The sequence below is a fragment of the Acinetobacter sp. 226 genome, assembly GCF_048147925.1.
Classification (GTDB): Bacteria; Pseudomonadota; Gammaproteobacteria; order Pseudomonadales; family Moraxellaceae; genus Acinetobacter; species Acinetobacter pecorum.
The window spans coordinates 24165-45530 of record NZ_JAYWYX010000002.1 but is presented as its reverse complement, the minus strand read 5'-3'; the positions used below and the strand labels follow the sequence as shown (position 1 = coordinate 45530).

The 21366-nt window shown below is 44.4% G+C and carries 24 protein-coding genes; 11 read left to right on the top strand and 13 right to left on the bottom strand.

The window, feature by feature from the left end:
- Window positions 1-57 precede the first annotated feature (57 nt).
- The 5 genes from gspM to VXP95_RS00940 all read right to left on the bottom strand — a co-directional run bounded on the left by gspM (window position 58) and on the right by VXP95_RS00940 (window position 3926).
- Window positions 58-537: a type II secretion system protein GspM gene (gene gspM, locus VXP95_RS00960; RefSeq protein WP_064101776.1), complete on the bottom strand. Its 480-nt coding sequence runs from the start codon at window positions 535-537 to the stop codon at window positions 58-60.
- Complete coding sequence (gspL, locus tag VXP95_RS00955) at window positions 537-1676, bottom strand: type II secretion system protein GspL (RefSeq protein WP_416711207.1); 1140 nt, start codon at window positions 1674-1676, stop codon at window positions 537-539. The genes gspM and gspL overlap by 1 nt, the downstream gene beginning before the upstream one ends.
- A gap of 29 nt (window positions 1677-1705) precedes the next feature.
- The gene (sixA, locus tag VXP95_RS00950) at window positions 1706-2161 is read right to left on the bottom strand and encodes a phosphohistidine phosphatase SixA (RefSeq protein ID WP_064095854.1); all 456 of its coding nucleotides are present in this window, start codon (window positions 2159-2161) and stop codon (window positions 1706-1708) included.
- A 76-nt stretch (window positions 2162-2237) separates the two neighbouring features.
- Window positions 2238-3311, bottom strand: a complete 1074-nt coding sequence (locus VXP95_RS00945) for an NAD(P)H-dependent glycerol-3-phosphate dehydrogenase (protein ID WP_416681846.1) — start codon at window positions 3309-3311, stop codon at window positions 2238-2240.
- A 33-nt stretch (window positions 3312-3344) separates the two neighbouring features.
- A complete protein-coding gene (locus VXP95_RS00940) occupies window positions 3345-3926 on the bottom strand; it encodes a nitroreductase family protein (RefSeq protein WP_416681844.1) in 582 nt (193 codons plus the stop codon).
- 260 nt (window positions 3927-4186) lie between these two features.
- Here VXP95_RS00940 and VXP95_RS00935 point away from each other — a divergent pair, with 260 nt between their 5' ends.
- Window positions 4187-4567 (top strand): hypothetical protein, encoded by a 381-nt coding sequence (locus VXP95_RS00935; protein WP_081406353.1) that lies wholly within the window; start codon window positions 4187-4189, stop codon window positions 4565-4567.
- A 60-nt stretch (window positions 4568-4627) separates the two neighbouring features.
- Here the strand turns inward: VXP95_RS00935 and rhlB are convergent, their stop codons facing one another.
- Both rhlB and VXP95_RS00925 read right to left on the bottom strand, forming a co-directional pair.
- Window positions 4628-5779 (bottom strand): ATP-dependent RNA helicase RhlB, encoded by a 1152-nt coding sequence (rhlB, locus tag VXP95_RS00930; RefSeq protein ID WP_064095851.1) that lies wholly within the window; start codon window positions 5777-5779, stop codon window positions 4628-4630.
- 101 nt (window positions 5780-5880) lie between these two features.
- Window positions 5881-6096: a cold-shock protein gene (locus VXP95_RS00925; protein ID WP_004280099.1), complete on the bottom strand. Its 216-nt coding sequence runs from the start codon at window positions 6094-6096 to the stop codon at window positions 5881-5883.
- Between the two features lie 383 nt (window positions 6097-6479).
- Between VXP95_RS00925 and VXP95_RS00920 the strand changes: the two genes are divergently transcribed.
- From VXP95_RS00920 to VXP95_RS00900, 5 genes are all read left to right on the top strand, one after another.
- Window positions 6480-6713 carry a sulfurtransferase TusA family protein gene (locus VXP95_RS00920; protein ID WP_416711206.1) on the top strand — a complete coding sequence of 78 codons (234 nt, stop codon included), beginning with the start codon at window positions 6480-6482 and terminating at the stop codon, window positions 6711-6713.
- Between the two features lie 137 nt (window positions 6714-6850).
- Window positions 6851-7720, top strand: coding sequence for an RNA polymerase sigma factor RpoH (gene rpoH, locus VXP95_RS00915; protein ID WP_064095849.1), 870 nt, complete (start codon window positions 6851-6853; stop codon window positions 7718-7720).
- 119 nt (window positions 7721-7839) lie between these two features.
- Window positions 7840-8205, top strand: a complete 366-nt coding sequence (locus VXP95_RS00910) for a DUF423 domain-containing protein (protein WP_064095848.1) — start codon at window positions 7840-7842, stop codon at window positions 8203-8205.
- Window positions 8206-8240: 35 nt separating this feature from the next.
- Complete coding sequence (gene thiS, locus VXP95_RS00905) at window positions 8241-8438, top strand: sulfur carrier protein ThiS (protein WP_064095847.1); 198 nt, start codon at window positions 8241-8243, stop codon at window positions 8436-8438.
- A gap of 14 nt (window positions 8439-8452) precedes the next feature.
- Complete coding sequence (locus tag VXP95_RS00900) at window positions 8453-9235, top strand: thiazole synthase (RefSeq protein ID WP_004646601.1); 783 nt, start codon at window positions 8453-8455, stop codon at window positions 9233-9235.
- A gap of 55 nt (window positions 9236-9290) precedes the next feature.
- Here the strand turns inward: VXP95_RS00900 and VXP95_RS00895 are convergent, their stop codons facing one another.
- Complete coding sequence (locus VXP95_RS00895; protein ID WP_416705275.1) at window positions 9291-9902, bottom strand: glutathione binding-like protein; 612 nt, start codon at window positions 9900-9902, stop codon at window positions 9291-9293.
- Window positions 9903-10119: 217 nt separating this feature from the next.
- Here VXP95_RS00895 and VXP95_RS00890 point away from each other — a divergent pair, with 217 nt between their 5' ends.
- Complete coding sequence (locus VXP95_RS00890) at window positions 10120-11565, top strand: SulP family inorganic anion transporter (RefSeq protein WP_416681837.1); 1446 nt, start codon at window positions 10120-10122, stop codon at window positions 11563-11565.
- A 151-nt stretch (window positions 11566-11716) separates the two neighbouring features.
- Entirely contained in the window at window positions 11717-12433 is a 717-nt protein-coding gene (trmB, locus tag VXP95_RS00885; protein WP_064095843.1) for a tRNA (guanosine(46)-N7)-methyltransferase TrmB, read from the top strand.
- A gap of 98 nt (window positions 12434-12531) precedes the next feature.
- Here trmB and VXP95_RS00880 read toward each other — a convergent pair whose 3' ends face one another.
- The 5 genes from VXP95_RS00880 to VXP95_RS00860 all read right to left on the bottom strand — a co-directional run bounded on the left by VXP95_RS00880 (window position 12532) and on the right by VXP95_RS00860 (window position 17601).
- Entirely contained in the window at window positions 12532-13302 is a 771-nt protein-coding gene (locus VXP95_RS00880) for a Rossmann-like and DUF2520 domain-containing protein (RefSeq protein ID WP_416711204.1), read from the bottom strand.
- Window positions 13303-13384: 82 nt separating this feature from the next.
- Window positions 13385-14182 (bottom strand): thioesterase family protein, encoded by a 798-nt coding sequence (locus tag VXP95_RS00875; RefSeq protein ID WP_416711203.1) that lies wholly within the window; start codon window positions 14180-14182, stop codon window positions 13385-13387.
- Between the two features lie 62 nt (window positions 14183-14244).
- Window positions 14245-14913 carry a class I SAM-dependent methyltransferase gene (locus VXP95_RS00870; RefSeq protein WP_416681834.1) on the bottom strand — a complete coding sequence of 223 codons (669 nt, stop codon included), beginning with the start codon at window positions 14911-14913 and terminating at the stop codon, window positions 14245-14247.
- Window positions 14914-15179: 266 nt separating this feature from the next.
- Window positions 15180-16868, bottom strand: a complete 1689-nt coding sequence (locus tag VXP95_RS00865; RefSeq protein ID WP_416711202.1) for an AMP-binding protein — start codon at window positions 16866-16868, stop codon at window positions 15180-15182.
- Window positions 16869-16965: 97 nt separating this feature from the next.
- Complete coding sequence (locus tag VXP95_RS00860; protein ID WP_064095839.1) at window positions 16966-17601, bottom strand: TetR/AcrR family transcriptional regulator; 636 nt, start codon at window positions 17599-17601, stop codon at window positions 16966-16968.
- A 147-nt stretch (window positions 17602-17748) separates the two neighbouring features.
- On the opposite strand from VXP95_RS00860, the gene VXP95_RS00855 reads away from it, so the two are divergent.
- From VXP95_RS00855 to VXP95_RS00845, 3 genes are read left to right on the top strand one after another with little or no spacing between them, the layout of a single operon-like run.
- Window positions 17749-18921 carry an isovaleryl-CoA dehydrogenase gene (locus VXP95_RS00855; RefSeq protein ID WP_064101772.1) on the top strand — a complete coding sequence of 391 codons (1173 nt, stop codon included), beginning with the start codon at window positions 17749-17751 and terminating at the stop codon, window positions 18919-18921.
- A gap of 35 nt (window positions 18922-18956) precedes the next feature.
- Window positions 18957-20558: a carboxyl transferase domain-containing protein gene (locus VXP95_RS00850; RefSeq protein WP_416711201.1), complete on the top strand. Its 1602-nt coding sequence runs from the start codon at window positions 18957-18959 to the stop codon at window positions 20556-20558.
- Between the two features lie 12 nt (window positions 20559-20570).
- A complete protein-coding gene (locus tag VXP95_RS00845) occupies window positions 20571-21365 on the top strand; it encodes an enoyl-CoA hydratase/isomerase family protein (protein ID WP_416711199.1) in 795 nt (264 codons plus the stop codon).
- Window position 21366: the final 1 nt, after the last annotated feature.

The following is a 21366-nucleotide window of genomic DNA, read 5'->3' as shown; positions in this document are numbered from 1 at the left end:
TATTATAGGCATAGGCAGACAAAAAAACCATGCTTTGCAAATCTTTATTTTTACCGTTTACTGTATGGTCGCTGTTAATTTAATCTGTCCTGCTTCATTATTTAGTTCCATTTTCTCGATACTTAGCCCCATTTGTGCCAGTTGGGTCAGGAAGTTTGCCAGTACTGCATAATTTTCATGCATGACCGCCAATTGAATTTTTTCTTCTATTTGCTGGGAAGCCACAGACAGCCCTTGTTGCTGTGCGACCCGTTGCACTTTCTCCGCAGCCTCCAGTTGAATGTCTCCAGCCGGTTTCATGGTCACTGCATTACTTTGCATCCAGACAATAGTATCCTTCAGCTGATTCAAACGCTTCTGCTGGTTGTTAGCCGCCTGATGCATGTACCAGAGTGCAGAACTGACCGCAGCTACTATTACGAAAATAGTGGTAAATATCACCAAGATCCGTTCACGTGCCGACAGGCTGTCCAGATAATCACTCAGTCTTTCAAAAGACTGATCCATACGATGTTGTAGTGTTTCAATCGCTTTCATTATTGGATCCTCACCACTCCGATCGCGTCAGCTCCACCGGCCTGAATATTCCCCAGCTCCACCTTTAAGCCTTGCTGGCCCAATTGCTCGGTCAATGCATTCAACCTTTCTGATGAACTGGCCTTAAGCTCCATACTCAGCACAGAAGTATCATAATTTACCCGTTGTGCCACAATCTGATTTTGCATCAAGACCGGCCCTACCCGACTAATAAGCTGCAATGCATGCGTGTCTGCAATCTGACTTTGACGCAACTGCGCTTCAAACTGACTTTTGATATTCTGCTCAGTAACCGGATAATTTTGCCCAAACCAGTATTTAAACTGATCAATAGCCTGTGCAGCCGTCTGATTTGCCACTTTTTTATATTGATACCAGCGTACCGCATCATAACTAAACTGCAATACCAAAATACCCAGAAAAACCGCAGCGCAGGCTTTCCAGTAACCAGAAATAGTGCCATCGGATTTTGCTTTAGGTAACACATTAAAAGGATGCTGTTTCGGTTTCTTCAACACTGGAATGCTATATTGAAAAGACTCCAGTTGCTCCTGCGTAACCAGGGCTTCAAGACTGCGCAACTGCTCCTGATTCAGGTTGCTGACCTTATAGCGGATATCCTTAGGCTGATAATCCAGATAAAGGCTCAGATCATCCAGCGACTGACCCATATATTCTGATTCGCGCACCAGCAGACGCCCACCGATTTGCGCAATTACACGCTGATTGGTTTCAGGAGCCGGCAGCACTAAAAAATCCGGCAATAGCGCTGCCAGCTTGACTGGAATCAGGCTGAGAGAGTGCTGCAGAGTCTCCAGAGTAGAATTTGCAATGCCCATAATAGTAATTTGATCCGGCTGCTGAAAATGATGCAGCACTTTCATGGCATCTACCGGCAGCACCACATATTCTTCAAGCAAATATTTAATGCCATCATTGCCCATTTTCTTATATTGGCTCTTGGGCAAGGTCTGCTGCAAAATTTGTACATGACGGCTCGGAAAAAACACCACCGCGTCCTCACCATGATGAGCCTGTATATCCTGAATCAGCTGCTCAAGTGTGGCAGCAGCATTCCAGAATTCCCCAGTTGACCATTGCCAAACTCCATTGGCTTCTGGCATCCATAAATACAACATTGATTTTGTTCTGCCGTTCTAATTAATTTTTATAGGGTAGGAATAAAGCTTTTTATCTGTGTGGATAAACCAGGTGCAATCACTGCCTGATCATACATACGCGCCTCTGCCAAGGCATAGGGATGAAAAGATTCAGCCAGCAGGATGGACGACATATGGGCCACAACGTTCATATGGCATACCACTACAATCGACTCATACGGAAGTTGCGACAGCCATTCTACTGCAACTTTGGCATCATCATCGGGTTTAATTGTATTGCAGATCACTACCGGCACATCTTTAAAATACTGCTGCAAATGTGCCAGAGTTTCCTGGGCACGCAATAAAGGACTGACCACAAATACATCGGGCCTAATCTGCTCTTTTAAGAATTGTGCAGTTTGCTCAGCCTGCTGATGACCACGCTCCGTCAGCGGACGTTTAGTGTCATTACCATTTACTGGTGGGGCTGCCTCGCCATGTCTAACTAAAGTCAGTTGCATTTCATTTCCTTATATTCGTATGCCTGCATGATATACAGCGGATATGACATTTCGCAGACAGTCCTTGTGTTATAGATCAGACTTGATGGTGTGGCAAGACAAATTCGACATCACTGCGATGACCGTTTTTCATCAGAGACAAGGCAATATTGAGCGGCGGTGCACCTTCGAAAATCACATCATACAAGGCAGAAGTAATAGGCATGTACACACCCAGATCTTCAGAACGCGCCTTGACTTGTACAATGGTATTGATTCCTTCGGCAGTTTGGCCTAATTCAGTTGTTGCCTGCTCCAGAGTCTTGCCTTTGCCAAGTGCATAACCCACCTGATAATTACGGCTAAGCGGGCTGTTACACGTTGCAAATAAATCACCCACACCGGAAAGTCCAAGGAATGTCAGCGGATTGGCACCGAGCCTTACCGCAAAACGGCTCATTTCAGCCAAAGCACGGGTCAGGATCATACTCTTAGTATTTTCACCCACGTTGTACGCTGCTGCCATACCCATCGCTACTGCATAGATATTTTTTAATGCGCCGCCAAGTTCCACCCCATGCACATCATCACTGGCAAACACACGGAACAATGCACTATGCAGGGCTTGCTGTACTGCATAACGTACCAGTTCAGAATGACTGGCAATCACGGTTCCTGCCGGCTGACCTGCTACGATTTCTTTTGCCAGATTAGGTCCCGATAACACCCCATAAGGCACCTCCGGCAATTCCTCACGAATAATATCACTCATAAAGCTGAAGGTCAGTGCTTCAATCCCTTTGGTCAGGGAGATTACTGCCTGCGAGGTAATAAAAGGTTTAATTTGCTGCAGGACTTCCCGGAAAGAATGACTTGGAATCGCCACTAAAATAATATCGCGATTGCGTACTGCCTGTTCCAGATCTGAAACCGCCAGCAGATCTTTTTCCAACTGAAAATCTGGCAAATAGCGTTTATTGATATGGGTCGCATTAATATCCGCCGCGGCTGCTTCATCACGAATCCAGATCATGGTATTACAGCCGTTACGCACTGCAGTATTGGCCATTGCCGTACCAAAACTCCCCCCGCCCAATACCGTTACTCTTAAAGCTGTCTTATGATCAACTGCAACCGGTTCTACCAGTTCTGAAAAATTTAATTCTGACATCTTATGTTTTAATATCCTGTTATGCCGTACAAACTAGTTGTTCTGATTCCAGTAACTTACAAAATCACCGGTTTGAATCTCTGCACGCGGGGGAATGGCTTTTGCTGCAGTACCAATATAAATAATACCCGATACCAGATCATCTTTTGAAATTCCCAATGCCTGCTTAAACAGACCAGACTCGACTACAGCGCCGCTACGCCACATGGTTGAGAAACCCTGAACCTGAAGTGATAGCAGAAAATTCTGAATGGCTGCGCCCGAACTGAGAATTTGTTCAAAATAGGGAACTTTAGGATGATCCTGCAATCGGGTTAAAGCAAGTACTAACAAAGGAGCGCGAAACGGGTGATTCTTGACCCGCTCAATCTGCGCTGTTTCAGTTTCACCCAAATCGATGAGCGCCTGCGACAGCAATTCTCCAAAGGCTTCACGTTGATCATCAGGAATCACGACAAATGTGGTAGGCTTGAGTCGATGATGATCGGGTGCAGTTAATGCTGCCTGAAAGGCTTTTTCCAGCTGTTCTGCATTGGGTGCCGGTGCCAGCAGATGACCAATCGATTGCCGTTGGTGAATATTTTGATGAACGATATCAATCGCAGATTCTGTCATTACCCTGTAGATCTATACTTAAAAAACCATACTCAAGATTAGCATATTCAAAGAAAAATACGCTAGAAACTTCAAAGCAATTACACAAGCTTGAAACGTCTTCAAAAATGCAGCCACATTATTTCTCAATCGTTTACTGCTCAATATTTCACCTAAACCACATAGATATATACTAAAAATTGCCAAACCTATACAACAGCTACAAAATCTGAGCTGGTTGCTATGTTGAAATGATTAGCATCCTATTTACTCGAGATCTCATGATGAAAAAAACAATCACTTTCAGCGGATTGGCTATTTCCGCATTACTGCTTACTGCCTGTGCATCAAATCCGACTGCCTTGGCCGTTCAAAAGGAAAATAACCAGTATGAGGTGACTGGATTAGGTAAAAATCAACTGACCTCAAAAAACAATGCGATTACTGCGGCCAATAAAGCCTGTGGCTCCAGATCAACTCCAATTATTATAGATGAACAGACAGCTTATAATGGCGCCTTAAAAGGTGTGGTCGATGAGCAAACAGGACAAATGATTCAGGCAGCAGCCACCGTACTCGGGAATATCGCAGGCACCAACACCGGTTTAAACCAGAATGATGACTATCAAACCGTTCTCACATTCCGCTGTCAGGCCAAATAGACTTTCCTGTGAAGCATGTAATAAAAAACCGCTCTGAGAGCGGTTTTTTTATGGCTTGGATTAACAGTAACCTTCCAGACGGGTCAAAGGCAATTTTTGCCCAATGGCTTTTTCAATTTCCGGAAGATAGAACGCATCATCTTCAGACAAGAAACTGATACTTACACCTTGCGCACCGGCACGGCCTGTACGACCAATACGATGTACATAATCATCTGACTGTTCTGGCAAGGTAAAGTTCACCACATGAGATACATTATCTACATGAATACCACGTCCTGCCACATCCGTCGCAATCATAATATTATGCTGACCATTTTTAAATTGATCTAACATTTTCGTGCGTTTATCTTGCGCGATTTCACCAGACAACATCACCACCTTATAACCATCCCGTTTTAAATGATCATAAAGTTTACGTACCTGATCCCGACGGTTGGCGAAAATCATGACTTTCTCAATCGGTTCATCACGCAGAATTTCTTGCAATAGTTTATATTTATCTGATTTTGCCACCATATAAACCCGTTGCTCGACATCAGCATTGGTTTTCTTTTCTGGCTCAATTTCAACCGTGACCGGCTCAAACAGCCATTGCTGCGCAAGATTTAACACATCATAGCTAAATGTTGCAGAGAACATTAAAGTCTGACGCTGCTCTTTACGTGGCGAGAAACGTACAATCCGTTTAACCGATGGAATGAAACCCATATCCAGTAGACGGTCTGCTTCATCAATGACTAAAAATTCAATTTGATCAAGCCAGACTTCTTTTTGCTCAATAAAGTCGATCAAACGACCTGGAGTTGCGACCAAGATATCAACAGGCGCTTTATTCAGTTGATTTTTTTGCTTGTCAAAATCCACACCACCCAGCAAGGTCACTACATGTAAACCCGCATATTTCGCCAGGTGCTGTGCATCGCTTTCGATCTGCAATGCCAGTTCACGGGTCGGTGCCAGAATCAGGGCACGCGGCTCACCACGATAACGTTGTTCCTGAATCGGATTATTTAACAGATCGTTCATGATACTAATTAAAAAGGCCGCAGTTTTACCTGTACCTGTCTGTGCACGGCCAATTGCATCATGTCCTGCCAGCGTGAATTTTAAAACCTTCTGCTGGATAGGCGTCATGTGGGTAAAGCCTAAAGCATCAATCGCTTTTTTTAAATCGGGATGTAAATTTAAGGTTTCAAAACCAGATGACATAAAGCGGTGCTCTAATTGGGTAATCACTAAGATAGAAGTAGTATAAACAAAAAACGCCCCAAATTATATTGGAGCGTTTTCTTTTTAGCTTAATCCGAAGATTAGTCTAATGGTTGAACTTCTTCAGCTTGAAAGCCTTTTTGACCTTTAACAACACTGAATTCAACACGTTGGCCGTCACGAAGTGAACGGTGGCCGTCACCTTGGATAGCACGGAAATGAACAAATACGTCATCACCGCCGTTACGTTGAATAAAGCCGAAGCCTTTAGTATCGTTAAACCACTTAACTACACCTTGTTCGCGAGCAGCTGTCATAAGTTAATCCTCATTGAAACTAAAAAAAGGACCACCCGGTGTTGCAAACAGCAGAGCAAACAAGTTTGAAAATATTATTTTTAAGCTTGTAATCATTCTGTAAAACTATCAACAAAATCCCGGTTACATCCATTTATGTAATAGGGTGAAAAACAATCACTTTGTTTATTCAAAGTCCCAAATACGCAACGAGCTTAACATGGGTTTATCACAATTAATAGATTTTTTTTAGCATGTTCTGTTTGATTTAGTTATTTTTTTAATAAAAATTGTCAAAAGACTTTATAAATTCATTTACCTATTCATTGTATTTTAATTAGTTTGGTTCTGGCATCAAATTTGCTACTATTTATAGCCTTTTCTGTTGACGAAATAAAACCCTAATGTTTGAAGATTCAGCGCATTTCAACCTTATAGATGCCATGGGAAAACCGTGCCCGATGCCATTATTAATGTTAAAGCGGGCATTAAAGGCTGGAAAGCATACAATATTCCTGCTCAAATCATCTGATCCGCATAGTCTGATTGATATCAGCCGTTATTGCCAGTTGCATCAGCTCAAGCTTGAATTTAAAAAAATTTCCGATACAGAGTTTCACTACTTGATTGAATCTTAAAAATTTTCAATTAAACTGTTGGTCTCTGCTTCCGTATACTTATTTACATTTCTCTACCCAAATATCCATTATTTGAGGAGAGATTGGATTAAGATAAAACCTAGTTTAGGGTTATCCCCGCACTTCAAGGAGAACACATGAGTGACAGCCGCAATCAGTTGATGCCCCTGTCATTATCGGCGCCAGGTGTCAACCTCGGTGCTTATATCAGCACTGTCAATCAGATTCCGATTTTAACAGCCGAACAAGAAAAAGAGTTGGCTGAACGCTATTACTATGACCAAGATTTAGACGCAGCGAAAATGCTGGTCATGTCGCACTTGCGTTTTGTGGTGCATATCGCACGTAGTTACGCAGGTTACGGTTTGCCACAAGGCGACCTGATCCAGGAAGGTAACCTGGGTCTAATGAAAGCTGTGAAACGTTTTGACCCGAATATGGGCGTACGTCTAGTATCATTTGCCGTGCACTGGATCAAGGCAGAAATTCATGAATACGTGATCCGTAACTGGCGTATTGTAAAAATCGCCACTACTAAAGCACAGCGCAAACTGTTTTTTAATCTGCGTAGCCTGAAAAAATCATCGAAAAAGTTGACGCTCGAAGAAGCCCAGTCAATTGCGAATGACTTAAATGTTACTCCAGAACAAGTACTGGAAATGGAAGGCCGTCTGACAGCATATGATGCTGCTTTTGATGCATCAAGTGATGACGACGATGAAGGTTCTACCCATGTAGCACCAGCGTTGTATCTTGAAGACAACCGCTATGATCCGGCTCGTCTGATTGAAAATGAAGACTATGAAGAACAAAGTACTTCTGCCCTGCACGAAGCCATGGACCAGCTGGATGACCGTTCACGGAATATTCTGCAACGCCGTTGGTTAGACGACGAGAAATCGACCCTGCATGAGCTTGCAGCCGAATATAATGTTTCTGCGGAACGTATTCGTCAGCTGGAAAAAAATGCCATGGAAAAAATTAAAGTAGCAATGTCATCCAATTAACACCAAATTCTGTTACTGATTTATTTTTAAAAAGCCTTCCTTCAGGAAGGCTTTTTTATGTCCGCATTTTGAATTTATGCTAAGGTTAAGTGCAAACTTTATCAGGAAGATCAATTCAAATGTGGATTGCGATTTCAGCACTCAATCTGGCCCTGGCAGTCATGCTCGGTGCTTTTGGTGCACATGGTTTAAAAGCACGTGCAACTGAGGTACAGCTCGGCTGGTGGCAAACGGCAACAGATTATTTTTTCTATCATGCCTTAGGACTACTGATTCTTTCTCTGCTCGCGAAAGTCATTCCTGCACTACCGATTCAGTGGAGCTTCGGACTGATTCAGGTTGGTATTTTACTGTTTTCTGGCTCACTGTATATCATGGCCTTAGGATTACCCCGCGGTTTAGGGGTGATTACACCTATTGGCGGTGCTTTAATGATTGCCGGATGGTTAATTCTGGCCTGGAATGCTTTAAAATACGCCAGATAAATCTGAACAACACTTAATCATGGAGGGTTGCTAGAATGGTGATTTACATCAATGGCGAACAACAGGAAACTCACTGCAAGAATCTGCTGGAACTGATTCAGAGTATGGCGCTTGAGGGTAAGCGTTTTGCAGTTGAAATCAACGAAATGATTATTCCTAAAAGCAGATTGGGCGATACGCCGATTTGCGATACAGACAAAATCGAAATTATTCACGCAGTCGGTGGCGGCTAATACTCGGGACAATTATGCAAGATTTATTACAGATTGGTTCACGCCAATTCCAGTCACGCCTTTTGGTAGGCACAGGCAAATACAAAGATTTAAATGAAACCCAGCAGGCCATTGAAACCAGTGGTGCCGAGATTGTCACTGTTGCTATTCGCCGGGTCAATATTGGCCAAGATCCTGACCAGCCGAATCTGCTATCAGTGATTCCTCCGGAAAAATATACCATTTTGCCGAATACTGCAGGTTGCTTCGATGCCAATAGTGCCGTCCGCACCTGCATGCTGGCGCGTGAGCTGCTCGATGGTCACAATCTGGTCAAACTGGAAGTATTGGGTGACGAAAAAACGCTTTACCCAAACGTGACCGAAACACTAAAAGCTGCTCGTACCTTGATTGATGATGGCTTTGAGATCATGGTCTATACCTCGGATGATCCGATCGTGGCGCAAGAACTGGAAAGCATGGGCTGTGTCGCGATTATGCCATTGGGTAGCCTGATCGGTTCAGGTCTTGGTATTTTAAATCCACACACCCTGTCAATCATCAAGGAAAATGCCAAAGTGCCGGTTCTGGTCGATGCCGGTGTCGGTACAGCAAGTGATGCCGCGATTGCGATGGAACTGGGTTGTGATGGTGTACTCATGAATACAGCGATTGCAGCTGCACAAAATCCGGTATTGATGGCATCTGCGATGAAAAAAGCCGTTGAAGCAGGCCGAGAAGCTTTTCTTGCAGGCCGTATGCCGCGTAAGCGTATGGCCAATGCCAGCTCGCCAGAAACCGGTTATTTCTTTAAATAAATTTTCATAAACAAAAATAAAGGACTCGATTGAGTCCTTTATTTTTTTCCAGTAATTAAGGAATCAGACCTTCATCACGCATGGCAATCTGTACAGACTGGCGTTCAGCCACTTTATTACGGATATGAATAATATTTTTATATGGACTCAGATCATGCTCAATCTGGTTCGACCAGTTGGTCAAGACAAACAGATAAGCATCCGCAGGACCAAAGTTATCATCGACCAGATAATCGTTGTCTGATTCACCAATGGTTTTATCGATATAACTCAATAGACGGTCAATTTCTGCATAGGCTTTTTTCTTTTCATCCTCAGATAACTTGTCACCAAAGAACACCGCATAGGCATCATGCAATTCCGAATTCAGATAACCTAACCATTCCAGCACTTTGGCACGTCCCATGCCCGATGGTGGAATCAGATCTTGTTTTGGATCGTGTTGAGCAAGAAACGGTAGAATTGCAACATTTTCTGTCAGGATCAGACCAGGGTTAATTTCTAACGCTGGTACATAACCTTTAGGATTAACTTCGTAATAATCCGTACCTTTTTCTGTTTTATGTGTTTTTAAATCAACACGTTCCAAATCAAAATCGACATTAATTTCATTTAAAATAATATGAGCTGCCAGTGAGCATGCCCCTGGCGAATAGTAAAGCTTCATTTCTGATCCTTGTTATACACTTCTCAATGTTTTAAATCGCTTCTAACAAACTTTCAAGTGATCAAACCTGTAAATTGCAAAAAAGCCTAACTGTCATTTCAGGACAGTTACTCATTCAATATTCAGGATATTCCGGGCTTTTGCAAGTCAATCTTGTGTAGATTTTTATCTCTATCTGTTTAACATACACAGGTTTTCAAAATATAGATGATATTCCGTGATTAGCCTGAAAAAAGAAGAATGGTTTTCCAATATCCGCACAGATGTACTGGCAGGTCTGGTGGTGGGACTTGCCCTGATTCCTGAATCAATCGCCTTCTCTGCCATTGCCGGTGTCGATCCGCAAGTCGGTTTATATGCCTCTTTCTGTATAGCGGTATCCATTGCTTTTTTTGGCGGCCGTCCTGCCATGATTTCCGCAGCTACAGGCGCAATGGCGCTTTTGATGATTACCTTGGTAAAAGAACATGGTCTGCAATATCTGCTGGCTGCCACAATTCTGACCGGCATCATTCAGGTCATTGCCGGTTATTTTAAAGTTGCTAAATTAATGCGTTTTGTATCGCAGGCGGTGGTATACGGATTTTTGAATGCCTTGGCGATCCTGATATTTGTGGCACAAATCCCGGAAATTAAGCAGATGGAGAGCACCGGTTATCTGTTTATTGCGATTGGTCTGGCAATTATTTATCTGTTTCCTTATCTCCCTAAAATTGGTAAAGCCATTCCCTCACCTTTGATCTGTATTATCGTCTTAAGTGGGCTGGCGCTGTTGTTGGGTGCAGATATGCGTACCGTGAGTGATCTGGGACAATTCCCGGATACCTTGCCGGTATTCCTGATTCCAGAAATTCCACTCAATCTAGAAACCTTGCAAATTATCCTGCCTTATTCCTTTACCTTGGCAACTGTTGGTTTGCTGGAAAGCATGATGACCACTACGGTCATTGATGAAGTGACCAGAACTGAAGGTGACCGTCATCAAGAATGTCGTGGTCAGGGTATGGCCAATATTGTCAGCGGCTTTATGGGTGGGATGGCCGGGTGTGCCATGATCGGCCAGTCAATTATCAATGTGTCTTCAGGGGCACGTACCCGTTTATCGACTCTGGTCGCTGGTGTGTTTCTGCTCTGTCTCGTGGTTTTTTTGAAAGACTGGCTGGCTTATATCCCAATGGCAGCACTGGTTGCGATCATGATTATGGTGGCATTTACCACCTTTCAATGGGGAGCAATCAAGCAATTCAGCAAACATCCGCTAGAATTCAATACCGTGATGATTGCCGTGATTATTGTCGTGCTTGCCACTCATAATCTGGCGCTTGGTGTATTTGTCGGCGTATTGCTCTCTGCCCTGTTCTTTATTAATAAACTGGAAAGAACCGTACATGTCTATACGCATTTAAATGCAGCCAATTCACGTAGCTATGTTATTTCTGGACAAATTTTCTTTAGCAGTACAGAAAAATTCTATCAGTTCTTTGATTTTAAAGAAAAGCTTGAGCATGTGGAACTGGATCTGACCCATGCGCATGTCTGGGACGTGACTTCGGTCAATATGCTGAATAACGTGATTCAGAAGTTTAAAGCCCAAGGTATAGATGTAAGGGTAATCGGTTTAAATGAAGCCAGCAGTACACTGATTGACCGTTTTAGTAGCTGATGAACGATGATTAATAAAAGAGCCTCGATTGGCTCTTTTACTTTATCTGGAAGATCTTGCCGATTTTTATGGAGAAATACCGAGAAAAGTTTGACTTGCTCGGCTCAGGACTTAAAATACCGCATTCTGAATTTTTAGATTTGCCAAAGTTATGTCGAACGATCAATTAGACCAGCAAGTCGTGGAGCTGGAAAACTTAAGCGAGCACCGTGAAATCGTGACGTTTATGCGCCGCTCAATGCCGCTAAACACCTCCCAACGTACTGCGCTTGAACAATATGGTCACTTAATTTTGGAATATCCAGTCGGTGATTTGCGTCAGCACTTTGAACATCCTCAACGTCCTTTGACTGTAGAAATCGGTTTTGGTATGGGCCGTTCACTGGTATTGATGGCCAAAGCCAATCCTGAGCGAAACTTTGTCGGAATTGAAGTCCATGTACCGGGTATTGCCCAGTGCGTGTATGAAGCAGGTGTTGAAGGCTTGACTAATTTACGTGTGCTAGATGCTGATGCAATTCAGGTATTACGTGAAATGCCAGATAATAGTATTAATGCAGTTCAGTTATACTTCCCTGATCCATGGCAGAAAAAGCGTCATTTTAAACGCCGCTTTGTTTCACATGAGCGTATGCCACTGGTGGAGCAAAAGCTGGAGCTTGGCGGAACTTTCCATGCTGCAACGGACTGGGAGCCGTATGCTGAATGGATGATTGAAGTATTGGAAGAACGTCCACGACTGGAAAATCTGGCGGGCAAAGGCAACAGCTACCCTCGTCCGGAATGGCGTCCACAAACCAAGTTTGAACGTCGCGGCATTGAAGCCGGTCACAAGATTAATGATTTTATCTTCAAGAAAATTTCTTGATCCAAGATTCAAAAAAGCGCTGATTAATCAGCGCTTTTTTATGGGAAAAATTTGGCTTTGAACCCTGCTCCGCAGATAAATCATCAGATTCTTCATTCCTAATGACGCCTGAGTATCTGCTGGCTCAACAGCTGATAGACATTTTGCAAATCTTCTCGTTGCATATTGGCCAACATCTGCTGATGCATATTCAAGATATTCTGATCACCACGCATCGCTGGACCAGTCTGCATTTGTTTAGGATCATTCTGAGTGGCTTTACTGGCGGTTTCCAGCATCAAGGGATACAGCAAACTGAAATCGACCTGTTGTACATCAACCACCTGCTTGGCCATGTCATAACAATAATTGGCAAAATTACAGGCAAATACCGCTGCAAGATGCAAACTGAGACGTTGACTAGAACTATAAGTATAAACACGATTGCTTAGGCTATTTGCTAGTTCTAATAATAAGATTTGGTCCTGTTCATTCACCGCTTCAATCAACAGTGGCGTCTGCTGCCAATCAATCTGGCGTTCCAGACTAAAGGTCTGTAAAGGATAGAATACGCCTGCACGCGCATGCACATTTTTCAGTAAATCGAGAGGGGTACTGCCAGAGGTATGTACGATGAGATTCTGCTGCAGATACGGATGAATCTGTTCAATGACGTTGGCAATCGACTGATCACTGACCGCGATAATGACCAGATCCACCTCATGATCCAGCTGTTCAGGCTCAGCGATTGCCTGAGCTTTAAATTGCTCAGCCAGTTGCTGTGCTTTTTCTAGGGTTCGACTGTAGATCTGTACGATCTCATGTTGTGCTGACAATACAAGGGCAAGATGATATGCCACTCGCCCTGCCCCAATCATACTGATCCGCATCTTGTGCTATTCCTGACTCATTGCGCACAGCATGCCAATAAATAAAGATTGAGGCAATTGGCCTTGATGTTTCGAATAGACTTTAGAGCTTTCGCAGGGTCAGAATCTGTTCACTTCGACCAAAAGGTCCATGAACATCATGCAGAATCCCGCTGGTTAAACCGATACCATCTTCACCATATTGCTGCACCACTTCCAGCCCCAGCCATTTACCCTGCGGCAGACGGTGCATATGAATCTGCAGGTCCAGATTCGGAAATCCCCAACCGGAATTCGGGTCCTGACGTGGCACGATGCCATTGGCCGTATCGACCATACCAAGTAAACGGCTAAAGTCTGTCGTCGGTTGGCCTTCTACCATGTCCAGCGAATTTCTCAGCCAGACAATGCCCTTGCCTGCACAATGGTCAGCATGCGCACGGGTTTCAATACTCTGGATATAACCGCCCGGCCAGCAACGCATACCCTCCCAAACCGGTAAATATTCTGGACTTTCAATCGGAAAGTCTTCCACTCCGGCAATGGCCTTGGTATCTGAAGTTAGCATTCTCCAGGCACGTGCCACGATACAGGTTTTACCATTGGCACACATTTCAGCTTCAACCAGTTCGATGGTTTTACCTGGACGGATCATACGCGTAGTAATTGAAAATTCACCAAAGGCAATCAGGCCAAAAATATCCAGCCCGACCCGACCAATACGCATGTCAGCACGTGGCTGAAACTGTTCCAGTTCGACGCATAGAATACCAGTGGCTGGTGCCATGTGCTGCTCATGCGGATTCCATGCACCTTGTGCATGAATATTAGAACGGTAATAAGCCGTAGTACTGCCATCTGCATGCTGTTCGCGCTGAATAAAACTGTAATATGCCGACATTGTTTTAATACTTCCCTGAATATTCACTTAAACTTTAGAGTTTACAAAAAGTTCTTTAATCTTTATTTTCTGAGCAAAAAGCCATGATAATTCATGATTTGACAATAAATTTTGCACTGTTTAAATCCGACTTTGGTTAAAAGTGCTGTAAAATTTTGCGCAGATAACAAGTGAAAATCCTGCTCCAAGCGTTCAATCATCTTGTTACTTTGCACCACGCTTAACCCTGTCTGTTGTGCCAGCTTCTGCATAATTTTGATGTCTTGCTGATCTTCGGGTTGCATCAGATCATAGGTCAATGCAAGACCATTGGTTTTAAGACACTGATGGATAGCCTGAAAAAATCCGTTTTTTTCGGAATTTGGAATGAAATGTGCCACCAGAATGGCCAACGCAGCATCAAACGTATCTGGCTGATTCAAATCTTGGATTGTGCTTTGGATAAGTTGTACCCTTTGTTGATCTATGGAATTCAGATTTTTACTAGCCTGTTCCAGCATGGCTGCTGATGGATCAATTGCAGTAAAGATCCAGTCTGGATAACGCTGCAATAAATAGGACAGTTCATAACCCGTCCCGCAACCCACTACCAAAATATGGGCGGTTTCCGGGAGTTCAATGCTGAGAATTGCTTCAATCTGCTGATGCACCAGTTCATAACCGGGAATCAGTTTACGGATGTGATCGTCATAACTGGCGACCACGACTTCACTGTGAAAGTTTTTTGCCATATTTTTACTCTAAATCTATGCACGAATCTAAAACTCAGGCGGGTCTTTAGATAGATTGAATATTTAAATCTTGTAGCTTGGTCTTATTTGCTGTTTTCTTGAAATTTGATCATAGGCCCGGCGACATGGATGTCGCCATTTTGCTTACTTTTGGCCCATCAAAAGTAAGAAAAGCCTGAACATTGATATCGAAACCGTTATACAAATGGAGGCAATGCATGCATTAAATACTGCTTTGCCCCACTTAAGAATCGCATCAATACAATTTAAGCAATCTCTTTCAAGTTCAGCTCTTCACGCATAAATTCACGCAATTTGAACTTCTGCGCCTTCCCTGAAGCCGTCATCGGGAATTCATGGAAGAAACGCACATAACGCGGCACTTTGTTATGCGAGATATGCTCGGCACAATACTCACGGATTACGTCTTCGGTACAAGGATCATTTTCATGCAGGATGATACAAGCACAAAGCTCTTCTCCATATTTATGGTCTGGTACCCCAATCACCTGTACATCTGAAACAGCCGGATGGGTATAAAGGAAATCTTCAATTTCTTTCGGGAACAGGTTTTCTCCACCACGAATGACGACATCCTTGATTCGCCCCTTGATTTTGACAAAGCCCTCATCATCCATTTCAGCAATATCACCGGTATGCATCCAGCGCGCTGTATCAATCACTTCCTGGGTTTTATCCTGATCTTCCCAGTAACCAAGCATTACGGAATAACCGCGTACACATAGCTCACCCAATTGGCCGCGTGGAACCACCTTGCCACTTTCATCCACAATTTTGACTTCCAGATGCGGATGTACCCGACCAACCGTACTGACACGTTGTTCAACACTGTCTTTAGTAGAACTTTGTGCACTTACTGGCGCAGTTTCGGTCATACCATAGCAGATGGTAATTTCAGACATATGCATACGTTCAATCACGCGCTGCATAATCTCCTGCGGGCATGGACTACCCGCCATAATCCCGGTACGCAGACTGGACAGATCAAATTCGTCAAACTGTTCATGCTCAAGAATGGCGATAAACATGGTCGGCACACCATAAGCCGCGGTACATTTTTCCTGCTGGATGGCTTTCAGGGTTTCCAGCGGATTAAACACGGCAGACGGATAAATCATGGCAGAACCGTGCGTAATACAGGCCAGATTACCCATCACCATGCCAAAACAATGAAATAAAGGAACTGAAATACAGACGCGGTCTTCTGGACCTAAATGAATCGCTTCACCGACAAAGTACCCATTATTTAAAATATTATTATGGGTCAGCATGGTGCCTTTCGGATTGCCCGTGGTGCCCGAGGTAAACTGGATATTAATGGTTTCATCGAACTGCAATTCACTGGAGATCTGTTGCAGTTGTTGCAGCTCTTGTTCGCCAGGCGAGCTCAGCAAATCCTGAAACCGGTGGATGCCGGTATGCTGCTGGTCATCAATTTTAATCACATGTTTTAAATGCGGCAGGCGCTCTGCATTAAGAAATTTATCTTCGGTTTCCTGCAATTCCGGTGCAATTTTAGTCAGAATTTCCTGATAGTCCGTCGTTTTAAACTGGGAAGCAATCACCAATCCCTTACACGATACCTTGTTCAGCACATATTCCAGTTCATTGCTTTTATAAGCGGGATTCAGGTTAACCAGAATAATACCTGCCTTGAAGGCTGCAAACTGGGTAATGGTCCATTCCACACAGTTCGGCGACCAGATCGCCAGACGGTCACCTTTTTGCATACCCAGTTTCAGCAGCTGACAGGCAAAGGCATTGACCTGTTCCTGTAGCTGCCGGTAACTGAGACGTATGTTCTGGTGCAGACTAACCACTGCATCACTTTGTGCATACTGCTCACAAGCCTGATCAAATTTTTCACCAATCGTCATGCCCAATAAAGGCTGGCTGCTGGTTCCATAGGCATAGCTTAACCGTACTTGTGTCATTGAATCGATCTCCTTGATTCTTTGTAATTCTGATTTTCAACTTTACTAATTGTTTTATGACCACGACGACCTTGTCTGTGTGCCTGTTTTTGTGTGCTTATGCTGCTGGATTTCCCTCCTGTCGACGTACTGCGTTAACACAAAAATCGGCAATCTGTTTGACAAAGTGATCCTTATATTTCTGATCAAACATCACATTGCGGGACGGATTCAAAGGTTCGATTACCACAAAGGTCATGGCGCCAACCACACCTAGTGCTGCGGTATTCAAATCTTCAAATTCGAATTCTCCATTGACCTTTCCTTCGGCCAGAATCTCCTTAATGCTCTGCTTGAGCAGCTGCTTACTGCGAAAACGCTCATGTTCCATTTCCGGATCAACCGGCTCGAACATCAGTGAATATGCCAATTGAGGGCTATTCATGGCACGCTTCACAAAAGTTGTAACAGATTTTTGCAATTTCAGTCTTGCCGATAAATCCGATTCAGCAATATGGACTAAAATTCCGACTTCATGCTGAATTGCCGCCGACAAAACCTCAATTAAAATCTGGCTTTTATTCTCGAAATACCGATAGACCAGCCCTGTAGATACGCCTGCGCGTTCTGCAATCGCCTGTATCGACGCCTCTTTAAAGCCCCCTTCAGTAATCAGTTCACGAGCAGATTGCAAAATCGACAGACGATTTTGTTCCATCCGTTCCTGCATCAATGATGATCTTTTATAACTCATAAAATTAATCTCAACAAGATAAAATGAATTGTAAATCATTTTGTGAATATAGATTCACTTTTTTATTTTTTCGTTGTATGTTAAACCTCAAGCACAACAAAAATGCTTTTTTGGACACAACAAATATAACCTCAGGATGGATGAAGAATGAATTTACAAAGCTTGGATTTCGGTTTAGATGAAACTCTGATTGCGCTTCGTGATTCAGTGGCCGCATTTTGCGCCAAGGAAATTGCCCCGATTGCCCAACAGGTCGACCGTGACAATGAGTTTCCGGCTCAACTCTGGAAAAAATTTGGCGAGATGGGCCTGCTCGGTTTAACGGTCAGTGAGGAATATGGCGGTTCAAATTTCGGTTATCTGGCCCATATCATTGCCATGCAGGAAATTTCCCGTGCTTCAGCATCCATTGGTTTGTCCTATGGCGCACATTCTAACCTATGTGTGAACCAAATTAAGCGAAATGGTACGGAAGAACAGAAACAGCGTTATCTGCCTAAACTGATTTCAGGTGAATATGTCGGTGCCTTGGCAATGTCTGAACCGAATGCAGGCTCGGATGTGGTGAGCATGAAGCTCAAAGCGGAAGACAAAGGCGATCACTACCTGCTGAATGGTTCAAAAATGTGGATCACCAATGGTGGCGATGCCGATGTCCTGGTGGTCTATGCAAAAACTGATTTGCAGGCCGGTGCCAAAGGCATGACTGCCTTTCTGGTAGAGAAAAATATGTCAGGTTTCAGCCACGGCACGCATTTGGACAAACTGGGTATGCGCGGTTCCAATACTTATCCTCTATTTTTTGACAATGTTGAAGTTCCGAAAGAAAACGTCATGGGCGGCGTCGGCAATGGCACCAAAGTCTTGATGAGCGGGCTGGATTACGAGCGTGCCGTATTGAGTGCTGGCCCGCTGGGGATTATGGATGCCTGCATGGACACCGTGATTCCGTATATTCATGACCGTAAACAGTTTGGTCAGGCACTGGGTGAATTCCAGTTAATGCAGGGCAAAATTGCCGACATGTATTCGACCTGGCTGGCATGTAAGGCACTGGTTTATGCGGTCGGCGCCGAATGTGACAAGGCCGAACATAGCCGTAGCCTGCGTAAAGATGCTGCCAGTGCCATTTTATATGCTGCTGAAAAAGCGACCTGGATGGCGGGTGAAACCATTCAGACTTTAGGTGGTAACGGTTATATCAACGAGTTTGCTGCAGGCCGTTTATGGCGCGATGCCAAACTGTATGAAATTGGCGCCGGTACTTCAGAAATCCGCCGCATGCTGATTGGCCGTGAACTTTTCAACGAAACAGCCTAAATCTTAACACTTAGAATAAAACAAGGATGTTCGTCATGAATCAGTTATCGAGCAAAATCAATATACGTAGTGAAGAGTTTAAAACCAACCAGACTGCCATGCTGCAACTGGTGGATGACCTAAAACAGAAAGTTGAAAAGATTGCCCTCGGTGGCGGCGAAACTGCCCGCCAAAAACATTTAGATCGCGGCAAGCTGTTACCACGTGAACGGATTAATCACCTGATTGATCCAGGAACCGCTTTTCTGGAAATTGGTCAGCTGGCTGCCTATCAGGTGTATCAGGATGATGTTCCTGCCGCAGGTGTGGTCGCTGGTGTTGGTCAGGTTAACGGTGTGACCTGCATGATCATCGCCAATGATGCTACGGTGAAAGGCGGTACTTATTATCCCTTAACAGTAAAAAAGCATTTACGTGCCCAGGAAATTGCCGAACAGAACCATCTGACCTGTATTTATCTGGTCGATTCTGGCGGTGCATACTTACCTTTACAGGATGAAGTATTTCCAGACCGCGATCACTTCGGCCGTATTTTCTACAATCAGGCACGTATGTCAAGCCAAGGCATTGCCCAGATTGCAGTGGTGATGGGTAGCTGTACTGCGGGCGGTGCGTATGTTCCTGCCATGTCCGATGAAACCATTATTGTGCGGAATCAGGGCACCATTTTCCTGGGCGGCCCTCCTCTGGTTAAGGCAGCTACTGGTGAGGTGGTTTCCAGTGAAGATCTTGGTGGTGGTGATGTGCATACCCGTTTGTCTGGCGTGGCTGATCATCTGGCAGAAAATGATGAACATGCGCTTGCGATTGCCCGCAATATCGTGGCGAATCTGAACAAAAAGCCAAACACGACCGCGGATGAAATCGAAGCGCCGCTGTTTGACAGTTCGGAATTGTACGGCATTGTGCCGAGTGACGCGCGCAAGCCTTTTGATATCCGTGAAGTGATAGCGCGTATTGTCGATGGCTCACGTTTTGACGAGTTCAAGGCACGTTTCGGCACTACCCTGGTGACCGGTTTTGCCAAGCTCTATGGCATGCCGGTCGGGATTATCGCCAATAACGGGATTCTGTTTTCCGAGTCTGCCCAAAAAGGCGCGCATTTTATTGAATTGTGTACCCAGCGCAATATCCCACTGATTTTCCTGCAAAATATTACCGGCTTTATGGTCGGTCGCCAGTATGAAAATGAAGGCATTGCCAAAAATGGTGCCAAACTGGTGATGGCCGTCGCCAATGCCAATGTTCCAAAACTGACCTTGGTGATTGGCGGTTCTTTTGGTGCCGGTAACTACGGCATGTGTGGCCGCGCCTATTCGCCACGCTTTATGTGGACCTGGCCAAACTCGCGTATTTCAGTGATGGGCGGTGAACAAGCATCCAGCGTTTTGTCGACCTTAAAACGTGACCAGATTGAACAGAAAGGTGGCAGCTGGTCAGCTGAAGAAGAAGACCAGTTTAAACAGCCGATTCGTGACCAGTACGAACGCCAAGGCCATCCTTACTATGCATCTTCGCGTTTATGGGATGACGGTGTGATTGATCCGGCGCAATCGCGTGAAGTTTTAGCCTTGAGTCTGGCTGCAGCCCTGAATGCACCCATCCAACCAACTAAATTCGGCGTGTTCCGCATGTAAGAGGTATCAAAAATGGATTATCAATTTTTACAGCTCGAACAGCAGAATCAGGTCGCAACCGTCTGGATTAATCGCGCCGAATTGCACAATGCCTTTAATACTCAAGTCATTGAAGAACTGCATGCCTGCTTTCAGTCCTTAAATAACCGTGATGATGTCCGTGTGGTGATTCTGGCGGGTCGTGGCAAAAGTTTCTCTGCAGGCGCTGACCTGAACTGGATGAAACAAGCCGGTCAGGCTTCTCGAGCAGATAACGAAGCGGATGCGCTCAAACTAGCAAAAATGCTGCAAAGTCTGGCAACCTTGAAACAGCCGACCATTGCCCGGGTACATGGTATTGCCTTTGGCGGCGGCATGGGACTGGCTTCGGCCTGTGATATTTGCATCGCTAGTACAGATGCCAAGTTTGCCACTTCAGAAGTACGTTTAGGTCTGGCTCCTTCAACAATTAGTCCTTATGTGATTCGTGCGATTGGTGCCCGTCAGGCTTCGCGTTATTTCCTGACCGCCGAGCGGATTTCTGCTGAACAGGCCAAAAGCATTGGTCTTGCGCATGAAGTCACTCCACCTGAACAGCTCGACAGCAAAATTGATGAAATTGTGGAAGCACTCTTACTTGGTGGTCCTGCTGCACAGAGCGCATCCAAACAGTTGATTCAACTGGTTGACCAACAGGTTTTGACCGAAGATTTACTGCTTAAAACAGCACAGCATATTGCCCATATTCGCCAGGGAGATGAGGCGAAAAATGGACTGAATGCATTTTTGAACAAACAAAGCCCGGCCTGGATCAAGACCACGGCATAAC

Excerpts from the sequence above, each read along its gene's own strand:
- gspM (WP_064101776.1), bottom strand. The coding sequence starts at position 537 with ATGAAAGCGATTGAAACACTACAACATCGTATGGATCAGTCTTTTGAA.
- gspL (WP_416711207.1), bottom strand. The coding sequence starts at position 1,676 with ATGTTGTATTTATGGATGCCAGAAGCCAATGGAGTTTGGCAATGGTCA.
- sixA (WP_064095854.1), bottom strand. The coding sequence starts at position 2,161 with ATGCAACTGACTTTAGTTAGACATGGCGAGGCAGCCCCACCAGTAAAT.
- VXP95_RS00945 (WP_416681846.1), bottom strand. The coding sequence starts at position 3,311 with ATGTCAGAATTAAATTTTTCAGAACTGGTAGAACCGGTTGCAGTTGAT.
- VXP95_RS00940 (WP_416681844.1), bottom strand. The coding sequence starts at position 3,926 with ATGACAGAATCTGCGATTGATATCGTTCATCAAAATATTCACCAACGG.
- VXP95_RS00935 (WP_081406353.1), top strand. The coding sequence starts at position 4,187 with ATGATGAAAAAAACAATCACTTTCAGCGGATTGGCTATTTCCGCATTA.
- rhlB (WP_064095851.1), bottom strand. The coding sequence starts at position 5,779 with ATGTCATCTGGTTTTGAAACCTTAAATTTACATCCCGATTTAAAAAAA.
- VXP95_RS00925 (WP_004280099.1), bottom strand. The coding sequence starts at position 6,096 with ATGACAGCTGCTCGCGAACAAGGTGTAGTTAAGTGGTTTAACGATACT.
- VXP95_RS00920 (WP_416711206.1), top strand. The coding sequence starts at position 6,480 with ATGTTTGAAGATTCAGCGCATTTCAACCTTATAGATGCCATGGGAAAA.
- rpoH (WP_064095849.1), top strand. The coding sequence starts at position 6,851 with ATGAGTGACAGCCGCAATCAGTTGATGCCCCTGTCATTATCGGCGCCA.
- VXP95_RS00910 (WP_064095848.1), top strand. The coding sequence starts at position 7,840 with ATGTGGATTGCGATTTCAGCACTCAATCTGGCCCTGGCAGTCATGCTC.
- thiS (WP_064095847.1), top strand. The coding sequence starts at position 8,241 with ATGGTGATTTACATCAATGGCGAACAACAGGAAACTCACTGCAAGAAT.
- VXP95_RS00900 (WP_004646601.1), top strand. The coding sequence starts at position 8,453 with ATGCAAGATTTATTACAGATTGGTTCACGCCAATTCCAGTCACGCCTT.
- VXP95_RS00895 (WP_416705275.1), bottom strand. The coding sequence starts at position 9,902 with ATGAAGCTTTACTATTCGCCAGGGGCATGCTCACTGGCAGCTCATATT.
- trmB (WP_064095843.1), top strand. The coding sequence starts at position 11,717 with ATGTCGAACGATCAATTAGACCAGCAAGTCGTGGAGCTGGAAAACTTA.
- VXP95_RS00880 (WP_416711204.1), bottom strand. The coding sequence starts at position 13,302 with ATGCGGATCAGTATGATTGGGGCAGGGCGAGTGGCATATCATCTTGCC.
- VXP95_RS00875 (WP_416711203.1), bottom strand. The coding sequence starts at position 14,182 with ATGTCGGCATATTACAGTTTTATTCAGCGCGAACAGCATGCAGATGGC.
- VXP95_RS00870 (WP_416681834.1), bottom strand. The coding sequence starts at position 14,913 with ATGGCAAAAAACTTTCACAGTGAAGTCGTGGTCGCCAGTTATGACGAT.
- VXP95_RS00865 (WP_416711202.1), bottom strand. The coding sequence starts at position 16,868 with ATGACACAAGTACGGTTAAGCTATGCCTATGGAACCAGCAGCCAGCCT.
- VXP95_RS00860 (WP_064095839.1), bottom strand. The coding sequence starts at position 17,601 with ATGAGTTATAAAAGATCATCATTGATGCAGGAACGGATGGAACAAAAT.
- VXP95_RS00855 (WP_064101772.1), top strand. The coding sequence starts at position 17,749 with ATGAATTTACAAAGCTTGGATTTCGGTTTAGATGAAACTCTGATTGCG.
- VXP95_RS00850 (WP_416711201.1), top strand. The coding sequence starts at position 18,957 with ATGAATCAGTTATCGAGCAAAATCAATATACGTAGTGAAGAGTTTAAA.
- VXP95_RS00845 (WP_416711199.1), top strand. The coding sequence starts at position 20,571 with ATGGATTATCAATTTTTACAGCTCGAACAGCAGAATCAGGTCGCAACC.